Genomic DNA, 19,145 nt, shown 5'->3' on the forward strand with positions numbered 1-19,145 from the left:
CGGCTCTCTTCGACGCGTCACCATGGCCACACAACTCGACCTGCAGGAGCAGGAACAGCTCGACCAGCTCAAGGCGTTCTGGAACCAGTACGGCAACCTGATCACCTGGGTCCTCATCCTCGCGCTGGGCGCCTTCGCGGCCTGGAACGGCTGGCAGTGGTACCAGCGCGACCAGGCCGTCAAGGCTGCGGCGCTGTACGACGCGCTGGAGCGCAGTGCGCAGGCCAAGGAGGCCGACCGCATCGCCAGCCGCTTTGCCGACCTGCGCGACAAGTTCGGCCGCACGCCCTACGCCGCCCAGGGCGCGCTGCTGACGGCCAAGGTGCAGGCCGAGGCGGGCCAGGCCGATGCGGCCAAGGCCACACTGACCTGGGCCGCCGAGAGTGCTGCCGACGACGCCGTGAAGGCGCTGGCCCGGCTGCGGCTGGCGGGCCTGCTGCTGGACGCCAAGCAGTACGACGAGGCGCTGAAGCAACTGGACGGCGCTGCGGTGCCCGGCATGGCGCCGCTGGTGGCCGACCGCCGTGGCGACGTGCTGGCCGCGCAAGGCAAGGCCGAGGAGGCTGCAGCAGCCTGGCGCCAGGCCTGGGACGGCCTGCCGGAACGGCTGGAGTACCGCCGCCTGGTGGAGGCCAAGCTCACGGCCGTGGGTGCGGCCCCGGCAGCCTCAGAGGCGGCGCGATGAAGCGAGTGATCTGGGCGGCGGCTGCGGCGCTGTCGCTGCTGGCCGGCTGTTCCACCCCGCGGCCCGACCCGACGCCGCTGGCGGCCTACACGCCGGCCATTGCCGGCAGCCCGGTCTGGCAGGCGAAGCTCGAAGGCATCGACTTTCCGCTGCAGATCGCCGCGCGCCCCGATGCCTTCGTTGCCGCCGGCCGCGACGGCACCGTGCTGGCGCTGGAGCCCGGCAGCGGCCGCGAACTGTGGCGTGCGCAGGCTGGCGCCACCCTCTCGGCCGGGGTCGGCTCCGACGGGCGCTTTGCCAGCGTGGTGACGCGCGACAACGAAGTCGTGGTCTTCGAAGGTGGCGCGGAGCGCTGGCGCAAGCGGCTGCCGGCGGGTGTGCTGACCGCGCCGCTGGTCGCCGGCGAACGGGTCTTCGTGCTGCGCGTGGACCGTGCAGTGATGGCCTTCGACGCGCTGGACGGCCGGCCGCTGTGGACGTACCAGCGCCCTGGCGAGCCGCTGACCCTGGGCCAGGCCGGCGCCATCGCCCCGTTCGGCAACCTGCTGCTCGTGGGGCAAGGGCCACGGCTCGTGGCGCTCGACCCGCTGCGAGGCACGCTGCGCTGGGAATCGGCGGTGGCCACGCCGCGCGGCACCAACGAGGTCGAGCGCCTGGCCGACCTGGTCGGGCCGGCGCTGCGCATCGGCGACACGGTCTGCGCGCGTGCCTTCCAGGCCGCGGCGGGCTGCGTGGATGCGCGCCGCGGCGTGCTGCTGTGGAGCCGCCCGTCGGCCGGCGCCACGGCGCTCGGCGGTGACGCCGAACTGCTGCTGGGCACCGACGCCACCGGCCGGTTGACCGCGTGGCGCACGCCCACGGGCGAGGTGGCCTGGTCGCAGGACCTGCTGCTGTACCGCGAGCCCACGGCGCCGCTGCTGGCCGGCGCCGTGGTGGTGGTCGGGGACCTGGAGGGTCAGGTGCACTTCCTGTCGCGCCAGGACGGCGCCACGCAGCTGCGCCTGCCGACCGACGGCACGCCGGTGGTCGGTGCGCCGGTGCTGTCGGGCACCACGCTGCTGGTGGCCACGCGCGGCGGCGGCCTGTTCGCCTTCCGGCCGCAGTGAGCCGCGGCCCCGGCCCAGCATCCCGCACAAGGAACCCGCACCATGAAGCCGGTCATCGCCCTCGTCGGCCGGCCCAACGTGGGCAAGTCGACGCTGTTCAACCGCATCACCAAGTCGCGTGATGCCATCGTGGCCGACTTCGCCGGCCTCACCCGCGACCGGCACTACGGCGATGCACGCCTGGGGCCGCGCGAGTTCATCGTCATCGACACCGGCGGCTTCGAGCCAGACGCCACCACCGGCGTGGTTCAGCGCATGGCGCAGCAGACCAAGCAGGCGGTGGCCGAGGCCGACGCGGTGATCTTCGTCACCGACGTGCGGGCCGGGCTGTCGGCCCAGGACCACGAGATCGCGCGCTTCCTGCGCACGGCCAACAAGCGCGTGCTGCTGGCGGTGAACAAGGCCGAGGGCATGCTCGACGCGCCGCAGATCGCCGAGTTCCACGAACTGGGCATCGGCGAGCCGCACCCGGTGTCGGCGGCACACGGGCAGGGCATCCGCAGCCTGCTCGAGGCTGCGCTGGACGAGTTCATCTTCGACGAGGACCACGACGGCGAGATCGAGGACGGCAGCGCCGATCGACCCATCCGCCTGGCGGTGGCGGGCCGGCCGAACGTTGGCAAGTCCACGCTGATCAACGCCTGGCTGGGCGAGGAGCGCCTGGTCGCCTTCGACCTGCCGGGCACCACGCGCGACGCCATCCATGTGCCGTTCGAGCGCAACGGCCGGCGCTATGAGCTGATCGACACCGCCGGCCTGCGGCGCAAGGGCCGGGTGTTCGAGGCGATCGAGAAGTTCTCGGTGGTCAAGACGCTGCAGGCCATCGCCGATGCCAACGTGGTGCTGCTGCTGATCGACGCCACCCAGGGCGTGGGTGAGCAGGACGCGCACATCGCCGGCTATGTGCTCGAGTCGGGTCGGGCCGTGGTGGTCGCGGTGAACAAATGGGACGCGGTGGACGACTACCAGCGGCAGATGCTGGAACGCTCGATCGAAAGCCGCCTGGGCTTCCTGAAGTTTGCCGAGGTGCTGCACATCTCGGCGCTGAAGCGGCGCGGCATCGGCGCGGTCTGGAAGGCCATCGATGCGGCGCACGCCTCGGCGACCAAGAAGCTGTCCACCCCCCAGCTCACGCGCCTCATCCACGACGCCGTCGAGCACCAGGCGCCCAAGCGTGCCGGTGCCTTCCGGCCCAAGCTGCGCTATGCCCACCAGGGGGGCATGAACCCACCGGTGGTGGTGATCCACGGCAATGCGCTCGAACACGTCACCGACACCTACAAGCGCTACCTGGAGGGTCGCATCCGCGAGCACTTCAAGCTCGTGGGCACGCCGTTGCGCGTGGAAATGAAGCTGGGCACGAATCCCTTCGTCGACAAGGGTTCCTGACCGGAATTGATGCACTGCCGCAGCGCGCAACCCCTGCTGTGATAACGTGCCAAGCGTCGACATCAACACGGAGAAACAACCGTGAGCAACAAAGGCCAGCTTTTGCAGGACCCCTTTTTGAACCTGCTGCGCAAGGAACACGTGCCGGTCTCGATCTATCTGGTCAACGGGATCAAGCTGCAAGGGCACATCGAATCCTTCGACCAGTACGTCGTGCTGCTGCGCAACACCGTCACCCAGATGGTCTACAAGCACGCGATCTCCACCGTCGTCCCTGGCCGCGCGGTGAACTTCCACCCCAACGAACCGCAGGCGCCGGCGGCCTGAGCGCCCCCGCCACCCCGCACCCGACCACTTGACCCCTGAAGCCCAAGTGCAGGCCGGCGCGCCGCCGCGTGCCGTGCTCGTCGGCGTCGACCTCGGCCAGCCGGCCGGCTTCGACCCGACGCTGGAGGAACTCGCCCTGCTCGCGGCGTCTGCCGGCGACGAAGTCGTCGGCCGCGTCACCGCGCGCCGCCGCGCGCCCGACGCCGCGCTGTTCGTCGGCAGCGGCAAGGCCGACGAGATCAAGGCCCTGGTGCTGGGCACCCAGGCCAGCGGCGTGATCTTCGACCAGGCGCTGTCGCCTGCGCAGCAGCGCAACCTCGAGCGTCACCTGGGCGTGCCCGTGGCCGACCGCACGTCGCTGATCCTGGACATCTTCGGTGACCGCGCGCGGTCTCACGAGGGCAAGCTGCAGGTGGAACTGGCGCGGCTGCAGTACCTGGCCACGCGCCTGGTGCGGCGCTGGTCGCACCTGGAGCGCCAGCGGGGCGGCATCGGCGCCCGCGGCGGCCCGGGCGAGGCGCAGATCGAACTCGACCGGCGCATGATCGGCGAGCGCATCAAGTCGCTGTCCGCGCGGCTGGAGAAGGTCAAGCGCCAGCGCAACACGCAGCGCAAGGCGCGCGAGCGGCGCGGCACCTTCCGCGTCTCGCTGGTCGGGTACACCAACGCCGGCAAGTCCACGCTGTTCAACGCGCTGGTGAAGGCGCGGGCCTTCGCGGCCGACCAGCTCTTCGCCACGCTGGATACCACCACGCGCCAGCTCTGGCTGGGCGACGACGTGGGGTCGGTGTCGCTGTCGGACACGGTGGGCTTCATCCGCGACCTGCCGCACAAGCTGGTCGAGGCCTTCGAGGCCACGCTGCAGGAAGCCGCCGAGGCCGACCTGCTGCTGCACGTGATGGACGTGGCCAGCCCGCACCAGATCGAGCAGCGCGACGAGGTCATGCGCGTGCTCGGCGAGATCGGCGCCGGCGACATCCCGCAGATCTGGGTCTGCAACAAGATCGACCAGCTCGAGGACTCGCAGCAGCCGCGCGAGGCGGCCGACTGGATCCTGGCCGATGGCGGCCGGCGTTTCCGGCGGGTCTTCGTCAGCGCACGCGACGGCACCGGACTCGACACCTTGCGCGAGGCCATCGCCGACGCGGCGCGCGCCCACCATGCCCTTCCCGACCACCCGTCTTCGGACGGGCACCTTCCCGATTTCCTGCCTTCCCACCATGCCTGATCCGACCGAGATCTCCTTCGGCCACCGCTGGCGTGCGCTGATGCGCGCCACGGCGGCATTGTTCGCCGGCCTCGCGCCGCGTCGCCTGCAGCCGATGCTGAACAACGGCCGCAACGACGGCCCGCCCGACCTCGACGAACTCTGGCGCGACTTCAACCGCAAGCTCGGCGGCCTGTTCGGTGGCCGGCCCTCGCGTGGCGGGCACAACGGCGGCGAGCGCCCGCCCGGCGGTGGCGGCGGTGGCCCGCTGCAGCCGCCCGACATGAAGAGCGCTGGCATCGGCGTGGGGCTGATCGGCGGCGTGCTGCTGCTGATCTGGGCCGGCAGCGGCGTGTTCATCGTGCAGGAAGGCCAGCAGGCCGTCGTCACCACCTTCGGCCGCTTCAGCCACACCGTGGACGCCGGCTTCCAGTGGCGCCTGCCTTACCCGTTCCAGGCGCACGAGACGGTGTCGGTGACGCAGCTGCGTTCGGTCGACGTGGGCCGCAGCACCGTGACCCAGGCCACCGGCCTGCGCGACTCGTCGATGCTGACGCAGGACGAGAACATCATCGACATCCGCTTCACCGTGCAGTACCGCCTGAACGACGCGCGGGCCTACCTGTTCGAGAACCGCGACCCCGACGGTGCGGTGGTGCTGGCAGCGGAATCGGCGGTGCGCGAGATCGTCGGCCGCAGCCGTGTCGATTCCGTGCTGTACGAGCAGCGTGATGCCGTGGCCGCCGACCTCGTCAAGTCGATCCAGTCGCAGCTCGACCGGCTGGGTGCGGGCATCGTGATCGCCAACGTCAACGTGCAGAACGTGCAGGTGCCCGAGCAGGTGCAGGCCGCGTTCAACGACGCGGTCAAGGCCAGCGCCGACCGTGACCGCTTCAAGAACGAGGGCGACGCCTACGCCAGCGACGTGATCCCGCGGGCCCAGGGCGCGGCGAGCCGGCTGCGCGAGGAGGCCGAAGCCTACAAGGCCCGCGTGGTCGCCCAGGCCGAGGGTGATGCGCAGCGCTTCCGCTCGGTGCTGGCCGAGTACCAGAAGGCACCTGCCGTCACGCGCGACCGCCTGTACATCGAGACCATGCAGCAGATCTACTCCAACGTCACCAAGGTCATGGTCGACAGCCGCAACAACTCCAACCTGCTGTACCTGCCGCTGGATCGGCTGTTGCAGTCCGGTGGGACGACCAATGGGTCCGCCGCGCCCGCGCCGGCACCCGGCGTGGCCGAGCAGGTGGCGCCGACCGTGATCGACGTGCGCGCGCGGGCCGACGCCCGCAGCCGCGACCGCGAAGGCCGCTGAAGGAGCACGACATGGCCAACCGCATCGGATTCATCGTCGCCGGCTTCCTTGTGATGCTGATGGTGGCGTTCTCCACCGTGTTCATCGTGGACCAGCGCCAGGTCGGCGTGGTCTACGCGCTCGGCGAGATCAAGAACGTCATCACCGAACCTGGGCTGAAATTCAAGCTGCCGCCGCCGTTCCAGAACGTCGTGTTCCTGGACAAGCGCATCCAGACCCTGGACAGCCCCGACACCCGCCCCATCTTCACCGCCGAGAAGAAGAGCCTGCTGATCGACTGGATGGTGAAGTGGCGCATCACCGACCCGCGCCAGTTCATCCGCAACAACGGCGCGGATCTGCGCAACCTCGAGGTGCGCCTGGCGCCGGTGGTGCAGGCCGCATTCAACGAGGAAGTGACGCGCCGCACCGTCAGCGGGGTGCTGGCCACCGACCGCGAGCGCGTGATGGCCGGCGTTCGCGAACGCCTGGCCGACGAGGCCCAGTCCTTCGGCATCGAGATCATCGACGTGCGGGTCAAGCGCGTGGACTTCGTGGCCGACATCACCGACGCTGTCTACCGCCGCATGGAATCGGAGCGCAAGCGCGTGGCCAACGAACTGCGCTCCACCGGCAGCGCCGAGGCGGAGAAGATCCGCGCCGACGCCGACCGCCAACGCGAGGTCATCCTGGCCGAAGCCTACCGCGACGCGCAGAAGATCAAGGGTGAGGGCGACGCGCAGGCCTCTGCCCTGTATGCCGATGCCTTCGGCCGGGATGCGCAGTTCGCCAAGTTCTATCGCAGCCTGGAAGCCTACCGTGGCAGCTTCCGCAGCAAGTCCGACATGATCGTCGTCGATCCGGCGAGCGACTTCTTCGGCGCGATGCGCGGCGCCGGCCCGGGCGGCCGCTGAGTCACGGCCGTCGCAATGGGTGACGCGCTGCTCGGCGCGCTGGCGCTGATGCTCGTCTTCGAGGGTCTGCTGCCGTTGATCAACCCGCGCGGCTGGCGCAGCGTGTTCGAGCGCGTGCTGCAGATGAACGACGGACAGATCCGTTTCATCGGGCTGTTCAGCGTCGGATTGGGGCTGTTGCTGCTGCTGATCTGGCGCTGAAGCCCATCGCCTGTCGGCCGAAGGCGCTGGTTGACGGCACGCTGGCCTCGATTTGTGGGGGGGAGCGGGATACACCGGCCCCATGAGCCCTGGCGGCTGCCTATGATCGAACTTCCATCCTGGAGGAGAAGTTCGATGTCCATCGTTCACCGCGGGCTGCGTGCCCTGATTCCGCTGGGCCTGGCAGCCCTGCTGCCCTCGCTGGCCGCAGCCCAGTCGTTCACGATCAACGGGGCCACGTTCGCGAGCCAGAAGGCCTTCGTGGAGAGCGGGGCGCGCTGCAGCACCCATCAGCCCAGCGAACTGGAGATGCGGCTGCAGGCGGCGCAGGAGCGGTCCTGGCTGGCCGACCAGCGTGCGCAGGGGCGCGACCCGCTGGCACAGGCTGCTGCCGTGTCGATCCCGGTCTACTTCCACGTGATCACCAACAGCGCGGGCCAGGGCGCGCCCACCCAGCAGCAGATCGACGCGCAGATCGCCGTGCTCAATGCGGCCTATGCCAGCAGTGGCTTCAGCTTCGATCTCGTGGCCGTGGACACCTCGGCAAACGATGCCTGGTACACCTGCACCGGCGGCGCCTGCGAGACGCAGATGAAGTCGGCACTGCGGCAAGGCGGCGCCAATGCCCTCAATGTGTACGCGAACAACATGGCCGGCGGCCTGCTGGGCTGGGCCACGTTCCCGTGGAGCTACGCGTCCAACCCATCGAACGACGGTGTCGTGATCCTGACGGCGTCGATGCCCGGTGGCAGTGCCGCGCCCTACGACGAAGGTGACACCGGCACCCACGAGGTCGGCCACTGGCTGGGCCTGTACCACACGTTCCAGGGCGGGTGCCGGAACCCGGGCGATTCCGTGGCCGACACCGCCGCCGAGCGTTCGCCCGCCTACGGCTGCCCGGCGAATCGCGACAGCTGCCGTCGTCAAGCCGGCAAGGACCCGATCACCAATTTCATGGACTACACCGACGACGCCTGCATGAACACCTTCAGTGCCGGTCAGGACACGCGGATGGTGCAGTTGTTCCAGCAGTACCGCGCGAACTGATCCCGGTCCGTCACCGGGACGATGCGCATCGACGCCGCCGAGCGGGCCCAGCGGGCTCGCCGGCGGCGTCGCCGTTTGCCCGAAGCATTCGTCAGTGACGTGTGGGGCAGGCCGGTACAATGCCGTTTTCAACAGCGCGGTGAAACGCATGTCCTCTGCCTGGCTGCTGCCTGAGCACATCGCCGACGTCCTGCCGGTGGAGGCCCGGCGCATCGAGGAGCTTCGCCGCAGGCTGCTGGACCGCGCTCACGGCTACGGCTACGAACTGGTGGCGCCACCGATGCTCGAGCATCTGGAGTCGCTGCTGTCGGGCACCGGGCACGAGCTGGACCTGCGCACCTTCAAGCTTGTGGACCAGCTCAGCGGCCGCTCGCTGGGTTTGCGCGCCGACACCACCATCCAGGCCGCGCGCATCGACGCCCACCTGCTCAACCGCGACGGCGTGACCCGCCTGTGCTACTGCGGCCCGGTGCTGCACACGCGGCCATCCGGGCTGTACGGCAACCGCGAACCGCTGCAGTTCGGCGCCGAGGTCTTCGGCCACGCCGGCCTGGAGGCCGACCTGGAGGTGCTGGACCTGGCGGTGGACTGCCTGACGCTGGCCGGCATTGCCGAGCCGGTGATCGACCTCGCCGACGCACGCATCGTGCGGGGCGTGCTCGCCGGCCTGCCCCTGGATGCGAACGCGCTGACCGGCCTCGTCGAAGCCCTGGCCAAGAAGGACGCGGCCACGCTGGCCGCGCGCAGCGCACCACTGCCGGCCGAGACGCGCGACGCACTCGGCGCCCTGCTGCAGCTCTACGGCAGCGACGAGGTGCTCGGCGCGGCGCGCGAGCGCCTGCCGCAACGCCCGCTGGTGCAGGACGCCATCGAACAGCTGGCCTGGCTGGGCAGCCACCTTCGCAGCGCCCACCCGGGCGTGCGCGTCGGCTTCGACCTGTCCGACATGAGCGGCTACACCTACTACAGCGGGGCGCGTTTCGCGCTCTACGGCGCCGGTGCCACCGACCCGCTGGCCCGCGGCGGCCGCTACGATGAGGTGGGCGCCGCCTTCGGCCGCAGCCGTCCGGCCGCCGGCTTCAGCCTCGACCTGAAGGCCCTGGCCGCGGCGGGCCGGCCGATGCCGGCGGCGTCGGCCATCCAGGCCCCGTGGGGCGAGGACGCCTCGCTGCGCGCTGCGGTGCGTGCCCTGCGCGATGCCGGCGAGGTGGTGGTCGCGGTGCTGCCCGGCCACGCCATCGAATCCGCCGGCTTCCGCTGCGACCGCCAACTGGTGCCCGTGGGCGACCGCTGGGTCGTCACCGCGCGCGATGCCCAGCCCGATTGAACCGATCCCGAGAACCTCTCCATGGCAAACCCAAGCTCCGCGACACCGGGTCGCAACGTCGTCGTCGTCGGCACCCAATGGGGTGACGAAGGCAAGGGCAAGGTCGTCGACTGGCTGACCGACCACGCGCAGGGCGTGGTGCGCTTCCAGGGCGGGCACAACGCCGGCCACACGCTGGTGATCAAGGGCGTCAAGACGGCGCTGCAGCTGATCCCCTCGGGTGTGATGCGCGACGGCGTGGCCTGCTACATCGGCAATGGCGTGGTCGTCGACCCCACCCACCTGATCGGCGAGATCCAGCGCCTGGAGGCCGCCGGCGTGGACGTGCGTTCGCGCTTGTACCTCAGCGAGTCCTGCCCGCTGATCATGCCCTTCCACGTGGAGACCGACCGCGCCCGCGAGGCACTGCGAGAGACCAGCGGCAGCGGCAAGATCGGCACCACCGGCAAGGGCATCGGCCCGGCCTACGAGGACAAGGTGGCGCGCCGCGCGCTGCGCGTGCAGGACCTCAAGCACCCGGACCGGCTGGCGCGCAAGCTGCGCGAACTGGTGGAGCTGCACAACGCTGAACTCAGCGGCTACCTGAAGTCCAGCCCGCTGGCGTACCAGCCGATGTTCGACGGCGCCATGAAGGCCGCGGAGCAGCTGCTGCCGATGCTCGCCGACGTGGGCCACCGCCTGCAGCGCGCGCACGAGGCGGGCGACAACCTGCTGTTCGAAGGCGCGCAGGGCACGCTGCTGGACATCGACCACGGCACCTATCCGTACGTCACGTCCAGCAACTGCGTGGCCGGCAACGCCGCCGCCGGCTCGGGTGTGGGCCCGGGCATGCTGCACTACGTGCTGGGCATCACCAAGGCCTACACCACGCGCGTGGGCAGCGGGCCGTTCCCGACCGAACTGCCGATGGACGAGCCCGGCAGCGTCGGCCACCACCTGTCCACCGTCGGCCAGGAGCGCGGCACCGTCACCGGTCGCGCGCGCCGCTGCGGCTGGCTCGACGCGCCGGCGCTCAAGCGTTCGGTCATCATCAACGGCGTCTCCGGCCTGTGCATCACCAAGCTCGACGTGCTCGACGGGCTGCCGGAGATCGAGGTCTGCACGGGCTACCGGCTCGGCGGCCGTGCCGTCGACATCCTGCCGCTGGACGCCGACGAGATCGAGGCCTGCGAGCCGGTCTACGAGACGCTGCCCGGCTGGACCGAGAGCACGGCCGGCATCCAGCACTGGGACCAGCTGCCGCTCAACGCCCGCCTCTACCTGGAGCGCGTGCAGGCACTGATTGGCGCGCCCATCGACATGGTGTCCACCGGGCCCGACCGCGAGCACACCATCGTGCTGCGGCACCCGTACCGCGCCTGAAGCATCCGCAACGTCACGCCATTGGCCTACGAGGAGTCCGCATGCTGACCGATGACGGCAAGCACCTGTACGTGTCCTGGGACGAGTACCACATGCTCATCGAGCGCCTGGCGCTGAAGGTGCATGCGTCCGGGTGGGTGTTCGACCAGATCCTGTGCCTGGCGCGTGGCGGCATGCGCCCTGGCGACGTGCTCTCGCGCGTGTTCGACAAGCCGCTGGCCATCATGGCCACCAGTTCCTACCGTGCCGAGGCCGGCACCATCCAGGGCCGGCTGGACATGGCCAAGTACATCACCCTGCCCAAGGGCGAACTCGCCGGGCGCATCCTGCTGGTGGATGACCTGGCCGACTCCGGCGTCACCCTGCGCGCGGTGGTGGACCGCCTGCGTGCGATGCCGGCGATCCGCGAACTGCGCTCGGCGGTCATCTGGACCAAGGGGGTGTCGAGCTACACGCCGGACTACTCGGTGGAGACGCTGCCCACCAGCCCCTGGATCCACCAGCCGTTCGAGGAATACGACAACCTGCGCCCGGAAGGCCTGGCGCGCAAGTTTGCGATCTGAGCGCGGCACCCTCGGCCCGCCGCTCCGCGGCGGGCGTTTGATGGCGTTCGGCGATCCGCGCCTCCGTGAGGTCGCCGGAACACAGCCCGGAAACGGAAAAGGCCGGCTCTTTCGAACCGGCCTTTATCATCGTCTGGTGCCCAGGAGAGGACTCGAACCTCCACGCCTCTCAGCGCTAGTACCTGAAACTAGTGCGTCTACCAATTCCGCCACCTGGGCAGGTGAGTCGCGCTGTTCAATGCAATCGCTTTGAAGCTGCGCGTCGTGTCAGGAACAAAGGACTATACCATCAAAAAAGAAAACGCTGCAAGCACTCCCGGCGCCAGCCTGCTCGCCGAAGTCGACGGTCTCGTCGAGGGCCACCGCGACGGTCACGGCTTCGTGCTGCGCGACGACGGTGAGGCCAGCATCTACCTGCCACCACAGGAGATGCGCGCCGTGCTGCACAAGGACCGCGTGCGCGTGCGCATCCTCCGCCTGGACCGCAAGGGCCGGCCCGAGGGTCGCGTCATCGACATCCTCGAACGCCGCAAGGCACCCATCATCGGCCGCCTGCTGCACGAGGGCGGGCACTGGCTGGTGGCGCCGGAGGACCGCCGTTTCGGTCAGGACATCCTGATCCCCAAGAACGCCATCGCCGGCGCACAGGCCGGGCAGGTGGTGAGCGTGGAACTCACCGAGACACCATCGCTGCACGCGCAGCCAGTGGGCCGCGTGGCCGAGGTGCTGGGCGAGATCGACGACGCCGGCATGGAGATCGAGATCGCGGTGCGCAAGTACGAGGTGCCGCACCGCTTCAGCGCCGAGACGCTGGCCCAGGCCGCGGCGCTGCCGGAGAAGATCCGCCCGGCCGACCGCCGCCAGCGCATCGACCTCACCGACGTGCCGCTGGTCACCATCGACGGCGAGGACGCGCGCGACTTCGACGACGCCGTCTACTGCGAGCCCTTCAAGCGCGGCCGCGGCAAGAGCGCGGTGGAAGGCTGGCGGCTGCTGGTGGCGATTGCCGACGTCAGCCACTACGTCAAGCCCGGTGAACCGCTGGACGCCGACGCCTACGAACGCGCCACGTCCGTCTACTTCCCGCGCCGCGTGATCCCGATGCTGCCGGAGAAACTGTCCAACGGGCTGTGCTCGCTGAACCCCGACGTCGAGCGCCTGGCCATGGTCTGCGACATGGTGGTCCAGGGCGACGGCAGCGTGGAGGCCTACCAGTTCTACCCGGCCGTGATCCGCTCGCATGCGCGCTTCACCTACACCGAAGTGGCGGCCGCGCTGGCCAACACCCGCGGGCCGGAGGCGCAGAAGCACAAGGACCTGCTGCCGCACCTGCTGCACCTGCACGACCTGTACCGTGCCCTGCTCAAGCAACGTGCGCAGCGCGGCGCGATGGACTTCGAGACCACCGAGACGCAGATCGTCTGCGACGCCGACGGCCGCATCGAGAAGATCGTGCCACGCACGCGCAACGATGCGCACCGGTTGATCGAGGAGGCGATGCTCGCGGCCAACGTCTGTGCCGCCGACTTCATCGCCGGCGCGGAGCATCCGTCGCTCTACCGCGTGCACGAAGGCCCGACCCCGGAGAAGCGCATCGCGCTGCAGAACTACCTGCGCGCACTGGGGCTGGGCCTGCACCTGAGCGACGACCCTTCGCCCAAGGAGATGGCCACGCTCGCCGCGTCCACCAAGGACCGGCCCGATGCCTCGCAGATCCACACCATGCTGTTGCGCTCGATGCAGCAGGCGGTGTATTCGCCGGCCAACGCCGGGCACTTCGGCCTGGCCTACCCGGCCTACACGCACTTCACCAGTCCGATCCGACGCTACCCGGACCTGCTGGTGCACCGTGTGATCAAGGCGCTGCTGGGCAAAAAGCGTTACCAGATCAGCCTGGTGGACACGGTGCCGCCACCGCCGCCGCTGCGCAAGGGCGGGCGCCTGCAGCCCAAGCCGCCGAAGGCCGCCACGCGTGAACTGGGCCTGTGGGAGCAGGCGGGTCAGCACTGCAGTGCCAACGAGCGCCGCGCCGACGAAGCCTCGCGCGATGTCGAGGCGTGGCTGAAATGCCGCTACATGCGCGACCGCCTGGGCGAGGAATTCAGCGGCACGGTCAGCGCGGTGGCCGGATTCGGCCTCTTCGTCACGCTGGATGCGCTCTACGTGGAAGGCCTGGTCCACATCACCGAACTCGGCGGCGAGTACTACCGCTTCGACGAGGCGCGCCAGGAACTGCGCGGGGAGCGCACCGGCGTGCGGTATGGCGTGGGCACGCGGGTGCGGGTGCAGGTCAGCCGTGTCGACCTTGACGGGCGGCGCATCGACTTCCGCATGGTGCGCGAAGGCCAGGGTGAGCGGCTGCTGGCCGCTGGCCGACCGGACCGCGCACGCGTGAAGGCCAGCGCTGCCGATGAACTGGCCGCCGTGCAGGCCGCCGACCGCGCCGGCAAGGCCCAGCGTGCCAAGGCGCGCAAGGGGGCCGCGCCGGCGAAGAAGTCCCGCGCCCCTGCGCGCAAGCGCTGAGTCGGGGTGGCGCGAGGCAGGGGCCGCGGTTCGACGGCCTGCCAGTCAGCCGAGCGCCTGCATCGCGGCGATCAGGTCGGTGGCCAGCAGCGGGCCGCGGCCCGGCCCCTGCTCGGCGGCCAGGCCATGGCCAGCCACGGCGGCGCTGGCCAGGTCCGCGAGGGTGTCGGCGTCGGCCACGGCGGCGGCCTGACGCGCCCACAGCCCGCCCAGCCAGCCGGCCAGCACGTCGCCCGTGCCGGCCGTGGCCAGACGGCCGTTGCCGAAGGGGCACAGCATGAGTGCCCCGTCCGGGGAGGCCACCACGCTGCCGGAACCCTTGAGCACGACCACGGCACCGAATCTCTCGGCCAGCGCACCTGCCGCGCCGAGGCGGTCGCCCTGCACGTCGCCGGTGCTGCAGTCCAGCAGGCGCGCCGCCTCCAAGGGGTGGGGCGTCAGCACCGTCGGTCGGCCTGCCGCGCCGCGGGCGGCGAGTGCGTGCTGCAGCGCGGTGTCGGCCGCCACGGCGTTGAGCGCATCCGCGTCCAGCACCAGCCGGGCCGCGTGGCGCAGCAGGGCAGGGAGAACGGCGCGCATGGGCTCGCCGCCGCCGCAGCCGGCCACCACCGTTCGTGCCCGGAGCGTTTCCGGCTCCAGCATGTCGTCGACGTGGCGCTGCATCAGCTCCAGGCGGCACGTTGCGCTGCCGGCGTCGGCATTCAAGCTGGCCAGGTAGACCCGTCCCGCACCGGCGGCCAGTCCCGCATGGGCCGCCAGCGCGGCCGCGCCGGTCATGCCCGGCGCACCGCCGACGACCACCATGTCGCCGAAGCGGCCCTTGTGCGCGCTGTGGGGTACCGCCAACATCGCCGGCGGGCCGGCCAGCCGCAGCCGGGTCGTGACGGGCGCCACGCCCAGGTCGTCGAACCAGACCTGACCGGCGTGGTCACGGCCTTCGGCGGTGAACAGGCCTGGCTTCAGGCTCAGCAGGGCCAGCGTGTGGGTCGCGCGGATGGCGATGCCGCCGAACGTGGTGCCACGGTCCCCGTCCAGGCCCGAGGGCAGGTCGATGGCCAGCACCGGGCCGCGGTACGTGCCAACGGCTGCGATCGCCTCAGCCACCGGGCCCGCCGGGGCGCGGGCCAGGCCCAGCCCCAGCAGCCCGTCGATGACGAGGTCGGCCTGCCAGCTGGCGGGCATCGCCGCATGGACGACCAGGCCCGCGCGCCGACGCACCTGCGCCAGCGCCCAGGTGGCATCGGTGGGCAGCCGACCGGGGTCGGCCAGCAACACCAGCCACACTGGCACACCGGCGTCGTGCAGCAGGGCCGCGGCCAGCAACGCATCGCCCCCGTTGTTGCCGGGGCCCGCAAGGACCAACACGCTGCGTGCGCGCGGCGCCAGTGCCAGGGCCAGCCGGGCCACAGCGCGACCGGCCCGGGCCATGAGCGCATGCGGCGGCAACTGCGAGGCGGCAGCAGCTTCCATCGCGCGCGAGGCGGCCGTGTCGTGCAGCGGCCAGGACCGCGTGGCCGGCAGCACGGCCACGGGCAGGGTGGGGCGGGCATCGACGGCGGGATCCATGGTCCGCACTGTGTCACGCAAAGCGCTCGACGCCCAGCCCGTCCAAGGCCACGCCAGGGGTACGCCCGGCCATGAGGTCGGCCAGCGCACGGGCGCTGCCGGCCGACAGGGCCCAGCCGCTGGAGCCATGGCCCAGGTTCAGCCAGAGGCCTTCGCGGCCGCTGGGGCCGATCACCGGTGGGCCGTCCGGCAGCATCGGGCGCGCACCCTTCCAGCGCTGGGCCTTGGCGAGTTGCGCCGCGCCCGGGAACCAGTCGTCCAGCACCTGGTGCAGCGTGGCCATGGCGCCGTCGTGGAAGCGGCCGGCCTGGCCGCCCAGTTCCGCGCTGCCGGCCACGCGCACGCGCCGGCCCAGGCGCGAGATCGCGACCTTGTAGCGTTCGTCCATCAAGGCGCTGCGCGGGCCGAGGTCCGGCGCATGCTCGAGCTCGCGCAGCGGCGCGGTGAGCGAATAGCCCCACACCGGCAGCAGCGGCAGGCGCAGCCCCAGCGGCGCCAGCAGCGCGCCGGCGTCGACGCCGGCGCAGACCACCGCGGCGTCGAAGGCCTGGGGGCCGTCGGTCAGGTCCAGCGTCACCGTCGGCCCGGGGTGCACCGCGCGCACCGTCTGCTGGAACTGGAAGCGGGCCCCCAGTTTTTGCGCCTCGGCCTTGAGCAGGTGGGCGAATTGCCGGCAGTTGCCCACGCCGTCCAGCGGCAGGTGGATGGCCGCGCGCAGCGGTGCCCCGGGGTTCAGGCCGGGCTCCAGTTGCCGGGCGCGCGCCCCGTCCAGCAGTTCGAAGGCCACGCCCAGTTCGGCCAGCAGCTTCAGGCCACCCCGCGCGGCGGCCAGTTCACGCTCGCCGCGCAACAGCACCATGTAGCCCTGGCCCCGCTCGTAGTCCAGTTGCAGGCGCTGGCTCAGGCCGGTCAGCCGTTCCTGGCTGTAGCGCGCCAGACGGTGCATGTGGGTGCGGTTGGCGCCGTGCACGGCGGGCCGGCAGGCGCGCCACCAGCGCCACAGCCAGCCGGCGTCGCGCAGCAGCGCCGATGGCGCCACCCGCACCGCGGCGTGGCGGCCGGTCATCTGCCGCAGCACCTTCCAGGCCATGCCCGGCGCGGCCCAGGGTGTGACGTAGCCCGGCGCCACGACGCCGGCGTTGGCGAAGCTGGTGCCGTCGGCGACGGCGCTGCCGCGTTCGAAGACGGTCACGGCATGGCCGTCGGCCGAGAGTTCGTAGGCGGTCGTGACGCCGATGATGCCGGCGCCGATGATGGCGATGCGCATGGTCTGGGGTTCAGCGGGCCGGCAGCACCGATTCGGCGAACGCTGCTGCGGCGAGCAGGCGGTCGTCGGCCATGGCCGGGGCGAACAGCATCAGGCCCACGGGCCAGTCGCCCGCGGCGTGGCAGGGCAGGGAGAGGGCGCAGCCGTCCATGAAGTTGACCACCGAAGGGTTGCGCAGCAGCAGCGCGTTGACCGAGAAGAAGGCGGCGTCGTCGGCCAGCAGCGGGGCGATCGGCGGTGGCAGCAGTGGCACCGTGGGCGCGAGCAGGGCGTCGAAGCCTTGTACCTCGGCCTCGACCTTGGCGATCCAGCGCCGGCGCGCGGCCAGCAGGTCGATGTAGTCGGCGGCGCCGATCGCTTCGCCGCGGCGGATGCGCAGCGCCACGCGCGGGTCGTACTGGTTACCCCGAGTGCCCAGCCGCTGGCGGTGCCAGGCCCAGCTTTCCGCCGCGGCAAAGCCGCCAGTGGCGTTCAGCGTGGCCAGTTCGGCCAGCGCTGGCAGCGGCCGTTCGACGATGCAGGCACCGGCGTCGCGCAGCGCGCGCAAGGCGCCGTCGAAGGCGGCGGCCACGGCGGGTTCGAGGGCGTCGAGCATCAGCGTCGTCGGCACCAGGAACCGCCAGGCCGACGGCTCACGCGGCATCTGGAGCACCCGTCGCGACGCCAGCACCTCGTGCAGGCGCACCGCGTCGCGCACCGAACGGGTGATGGCGCAGGCCGTGTCCAGCGTGGTCGACAGCGGCACGGCCCCGTCCAGCGGCACGAGGCGTTGTGTGCTCTTGAACCCGACCAGGCCGTGCAGCGCCGCAGGGATGCGGATGGAGCCGCCGGTGTCCGAGCCCAACGCCGCCCACGCCGCGCCGGTGGCCACGCTGACGGCGCCGCCGGACGTCGAGCCACCAGGGACGCGCGGCGTGGGATCCAGGGCCGCTGTGGCGGCATTGGCGGGCGTGCGATGGTGCGGGTTCAGCCCGACGCCGGAGAAGGCGAACTCGCTGAGGTTGGTGTGGCCCGTCAGCGCCGCGCCCGCCGCACGCAGCCGCGCCACCGCCGGGCAGTCCGCGGCGGCGGCTGGGGCGTCGGCCATCGCGGCCGAGCCGGCGGTGGTGGGCGCACCGGCGACGTCGAACAGGTCCTTCACCGACACCGCCAGGCCGCCCAGCGGCGGCAGCGGCTGCCCTGCGGCCGCCTGCAGATCGGCCGCAGCCGCGGCCGCACGGGCACCGGCGTCGAAGCGGCGCAGGTAGACGTGGGCGTTGGCCGGGGCATCCGCGGCGGCCAGGCTGGCGGCCAGAAGTGCAGTGGCCGTGGTCTCGCCGCGTTGCACGCGGTCTTGCGCGGCGGAGAGATCCGTGCCGCGGGGTGCTATACTCATTGGGTTTTACCCGGCACGGGTGTGCGACTGGACAGAAGTTCGGTGGCCCGCCTGATTGTTCGACTGGCTCGTTCGTCAGGCCGGGGAAGACAAATCGCGAACCCGGCAGCCGAAAGGTGTCGAGGTCAGGCGCTCAAGGCCGTTTGTCAGGCCCGGCGCGGGCTTCGGTGAGCGCCGGGATTCTAGACCCAACCTTCGGAGTTTCCATGTCTGTCTCCATGCGTGAAATGCTGGAAGCGGGTGTCCATTTCGGCCACCAGACGCGCTTCTGGAACCCGCGGATGGCCCCGTACATCTACGGCCACCGCAACAAGATCCACATCATCAACCTCGAGAAGACGCAGCCGCTCTTCGAGGAAGCACTGAAGTTCGTGCGCCAGCTGTCGGCCCGCCGCGGCACGATCCTGATGATCGGCACCAAGCGCCAGGCGCGCGAGGTCATCAACGCCGAGGCCCATCGCTGCGGCATGCCCTTCGTCGACCAGCGCTGGCTGGGCGGCATGCTGACCAACTTCAAGACGGTCAAGGGCTCGCTGAAGAAGCTCAAGGACATGCAGGCGACCAAGGAAGCCGGCATCGAGCAGATGATCAAGAAGGAAGGCCTGATGTTCGAGCGCGAGCTGGCCAAGCTCGAGAAGGACATTGGCGGCATCCAGGACATGAACGCGCTGCCTGACGCGATGTTCGTGATCGACGTCGGTTACCACAAGATCGCCGTGGCCGAGGCCAAGAAGCTGGGCATCCCGGTGATCGGCATCGTCGACACCAACCACTCGCCGCAGGGCATCGACTACGTGATCCCGGGCAACGACGACTCGGCCAAGGCCGTGGCGCTGTATGCCCGCGCCATCGCCGACGCGGTGCTGGAAGGCAAGGCCAACGCGACCAACGAGGTCGTGGCCGCCGCCAGCGAAGGCGACGAGTTCGTCGAGGTCCGCGAAGAAGAAGCCTGAGCCGGCTTCCCTTGAACCACCGGCCGGCCGCGAGCCTTC

17 protein-coding genes and 1 tRNA gene are annotated in these 19,145 nt (G+C 70.9%); 14 read left to right on the forward strand and 4 right to left on the reverse strand.

Annotated elements, in window-relative coordinates:
* Window positions 1–22: 22 nt before the first annotated feature.
* From ENE75_RS04770 to ENE75_RS04825, 12 genes are all read left to right on the forward strand, one after another.
* Window positions 23–685 (forward strand): YfgM family protein, encoded by a 663-nt coding sequence (locus ENE75_RS04770; protein ID WP_128196104.1) that lies wholly within the window; start codon window positions 23–25, stop codon window positions 683–685.
* On the forward strand, window positions 682–1,791 hold the full coding sequence (gene bamB, locus ENE75_RS04775) for an outer membrane protein assembly factor BamB (protein WP_128196106.1): 1,110 nt from the start codon (window positions 682–684) through the stop codon (window positions 1,789–1,791). Before ENE75_RS04770 ends, bamB begins: the two co-directional genes overlap by 4 nt.
* Before the next feature lie 42 nt (window positions 1,792–1,833).
* The gene (gene der, locus ENE75_RS04780) at window positions 1,834–3,180 is read left to right on the forward strand and encodes a ribosome biogenesis GTPase Der (protein WP_128196108.1); all 1,347 of its coding nucleotides are present in this window, start codon (window positions 1,834–1,836) and stop codon (window positions 3,178–3,180) included.
* A gap of 81 nt (window positions 3,181–3,261) precedes the next feature.
* The gene (gene hfq, locus ENE75_RS04785) at window positions 3,262–3,507 is read left to right on the forward strand and encodes an RNA chaperone Hfq (RefSeq protein WP_128196110.1); all 246 of its coding nucleotides are present in this window, start codon (window positions 3,262–3,264) and stop codon (window positions 3,505–3,507) included.
* Between the two features lie 28 nt (window positions 3,508–3,535).
* Window positions 3,536–4,735: a GTPase HflX gene (gene hflX / locus ENE75_RS04790; protein ID WP_233258918.1), complete on the forward strand. Its 1,200-nt coding sequence runs from the start codon at window positions 3,536–3,538 to the stop codon at window positions 4,733–4,735.
* A gap of 94 nt (window positions 4,736–4,829) precedes the next feature.
* Window positions 4,830–6,029: an FtsH protease activity modulator HflK gene (hflK, locus tag ENE75_RS04795; RefSeq protein WP_128196841.1), complete on the forward strand. Its 1,200-nt coding sequence runs from the start codon at window positions 4,830–4,832 to the stop codon at window positions 6,027–6,029.
* Window positions 6,030–6,040: 11 nt separating this feature from the next.
* On the forward strand, window positions 6,041–6,922 hold the full coding sequence (gene hflC, locus ENE75_RS04800) for a protease modulator HflC (protein WP_128196112.1): 882 nt from the start codon (window positions 6,041–6,043) through the stop codon (window positions 6,920–6,922).
* Window positions 6,923–6,937: 15 nt separating this feature from the next.
* A complete protein-coding gene (locus ENE75_RS04805; RefSeq protein ID WP_128196114.1) occupies window positions 6,938–7,123 on the forward strand; it encodes a DUF2065 domain-containing protein in 186 nt (61 codons plus the stop codon).
* Window positions 7,124–7,258: 135 nt separating this feature from the next.
* Complete coding sequence (locus ENE75_RS04810) at window positions 7,259–8,170, forward strand: zinc metalloprotease (protein ID WP_128196116.1); 912 nt, start codon at window positions 7,259–7,261, stop codon at window positions 8,168–8,170.
* A gap of 148 nt (window positions 8,171–8,318) precedes the next feature.
* Window positions 8,319–9,497, forward strand: a complete 1,179-nt coding sequence (locus ENE75_RS04815) for an ATP phosphoribosyltransferase regulatory subunit (protein WP_128196118.1) — start codon at window positions 8,319–8,321, stop codon at window positions 9,495–9,497.
* 21 nt (window positions 9,498–9,518) lie between these two features.
* Entirely contained in the window at window positions 9,519–10,859 is a 1,341-nt protein-coding gene (locus ENE75_RS04820; protein WP_128196120.1) for an adenylosuccinate synthase, read from the forward strand.
* Window positions 10,860–10,900: 41 nt separating this feature from the next.
* Complete coding sequence (locus tag ENE75_RS04825; protein ID WP_128196122.1) at window positions 10,901–11,422, forward strand: phosphoribosyltransferase; 522 nt, start codon at window positions 10,901–10,903, stop codon at window positions 11,420–11,422.
* Between the two features lie 134 nt (window positions 11,423–11,556).
* On the opposite strand, the gene ENE75_RS04830 is transcribed toward ENE75_RS04825, so the two are convergent.
* Window positions 11,557–11,641, reverse strand: a tRNA-Leu gene (locus tag ENE75_RS04830).
* Between the two features lie 108 nt (window positions 11,642–11,749).
* Between ENE75_RS04830 and rnr the strand changes: the two genes are divergently transcribed.
* A complete protein-coding gene (gene rnr / locus ENE75_RS04835) occupies window positions 11,750–13,945 on the forward strand; it encodes a ribonuclease R (protein WP_375138467.1) in 2,196 nt (731 codons plus the stop codon).
* Between the two features lie 45 nt (window positions 13,946–13,990).
* On the opposite strand, the gene ENE75_RS04840 is transcribed toward rnr, so the two are convergent.
* From ENE75_RS04840 to ENE75_RS04850, 3 genes are read right to left on the reverse strand one after another with little or no spacing between them, the layout of a single operon-like run.
* Complete coding sequence (locus ENE75_RS04840; protein ID WP_128196124.1) at window positions 13,991–15,511, reverse strand: NAD(P)H-hydrate dehydratase; 1,521 nt, start codon at window positions 15,509–15,511, stop codon at window positions 13,991–13,993.
* Between the two features lie 13 nt (window positions 15,512–15,524).
* Window positions 15,525–16,778 (reverse strand): D-amino acid dehydrogenase, encoded by a 1,254-nt coding sequence (locus tag ENE75_RS04845; protein ID WP_128196127.1) that lies wholly within the window; start codon window positions 16,776–16,778, stop codon window positions 15,525–15,527.
* Window positions 16,779–16,788: 10 nt separating this feature from the next.
* On the reverse strand, window positions 16,789–18,153 hold the full coding sequence (locus ENE75_RS04850; protein WP_128196129.1) for an amidase: 1,365 nt from the start codon (window positions 18,151–18,153) through the stop codon (window positions 16,789–16,791).
* Window positions 18,154–18,359: 206 nt separating this feature from the next.
* Between ENE75_RS04850 and rpsB the strand changes: the two genes are divergently transcribed.
* Entirely contained in the window at window positions 18,360–19,106 is a 747-nt protein-coding gene (gene rpsB, locus ENE75_RS04855; RefSeq protein ID WP_128196131.1) for a 30S ribosomal protein S2, read from the forward strand.
* The last annotated feature ends 39 nt before the right edge of the window (window positions 19,107–19,145 follow it).

The organism is Rubrivivax albus (assembly GCF_004016515.1).
Taxonomy (GTDB): domain Bacteria; phylum Pseudomonadota; class Gammaproteobacteria; order Burkholderiales; family Burkholderiaceae_C; genus Rubrivivax; species Rubrivivax albus.

Coding starts and splice junctions, on each gene's coding strand:
- ENE75_RS04770 (WP_128196104.1), top strand. CDS start 23: ATGGCCACACAACTCGACCTGCAGGAGCAGGAACAGCTCGACCAGCTC.
- bamB (WP_128196106.1), top strand. CDS start 682: ATGAAGCGAGTGATCTGGGCGGCGGCTGCGGCGCTGTCGCTGCTGGCC.
- der (WP_128196108.1), top strand. CDS start 1,834: ATGAAGCCGGTCATCGCCCTCGTCGGCCGGCCCAACGTGGGCAAGTCG.
- hflK (WP_128196841.1), top strand. CDS start 4,830: ATGCTGAACAACGGCCGCAACGACGGCCCGCCCGACCTCGACGAACTC.
- hflC (WP_128196112.1), top strand. CDS start 6,041: ATGGCCAACCGCATCGGATTCATCGTCGCCGGCTTCCTTGTGATGCTG.
- ENE75_RS04805 (WP_128196114.1), top strand. CDS start 6,938: ATGGGTGACGCGCTGCTCGGCGCGCTGGCGCTGATGCTCGTCTTCGAG.
- ENE75_RS04810 (WP_128196116.1), top strand. CDS start 7,259: ATGTCCATCGTTCACCGCGGGCTGCGTGCCCTGATTCCGCTGGGCCTG.
- ENE75_RS04815 (WP_128196118.1), top strand. CDS start 8,319: ATGTCCTCTGCCTGGCTGCTGCCTGAGCACATCGCCGACGTCCTGCCG.
- ENE75_RS04820 (WP_128196120.1), top strand. CDS start 9,519: ATGGCAAACCCAAGCTCCGCGACACCGGGTCGCAACGTCGTCGTCGTC.
- ENE75_RS04825 (WP_128196122.1), top strand. CDS start 10,901: ATGCTGACCGATGACGGCAAGCACCTGTACGTGTCCTGGGACGAGTAC.
- ENE75_RS04840 (WP_128196124.1), bottom strand. CDS start 15,511: ATGGATCCCGCCGTCGATGCCCGCCCCACCCTGCCCGTGGCCGTGCTG.
- ENE75_RS04845 (WP_128196127.1), bottom strand. CDS start 16,778: ATGCGCATCGCCATCATCGGCGCCGGCATCATCGGCGTCACGACCGCC.
- ENE75_RS04850 (WP_128196129.1), bottom strand. CDS start 18,153: ATGAGTATAGCACCCCGCGGCACGGATCTCTCCGCCGCGCAAGACCGC.
- rpsB (WP_128196131.1), top strand. CDS start 18,360: ATGTCTGTCTCCATGCGTGAAATGCTGGAAGCGGGTGTCCATTTCGGC.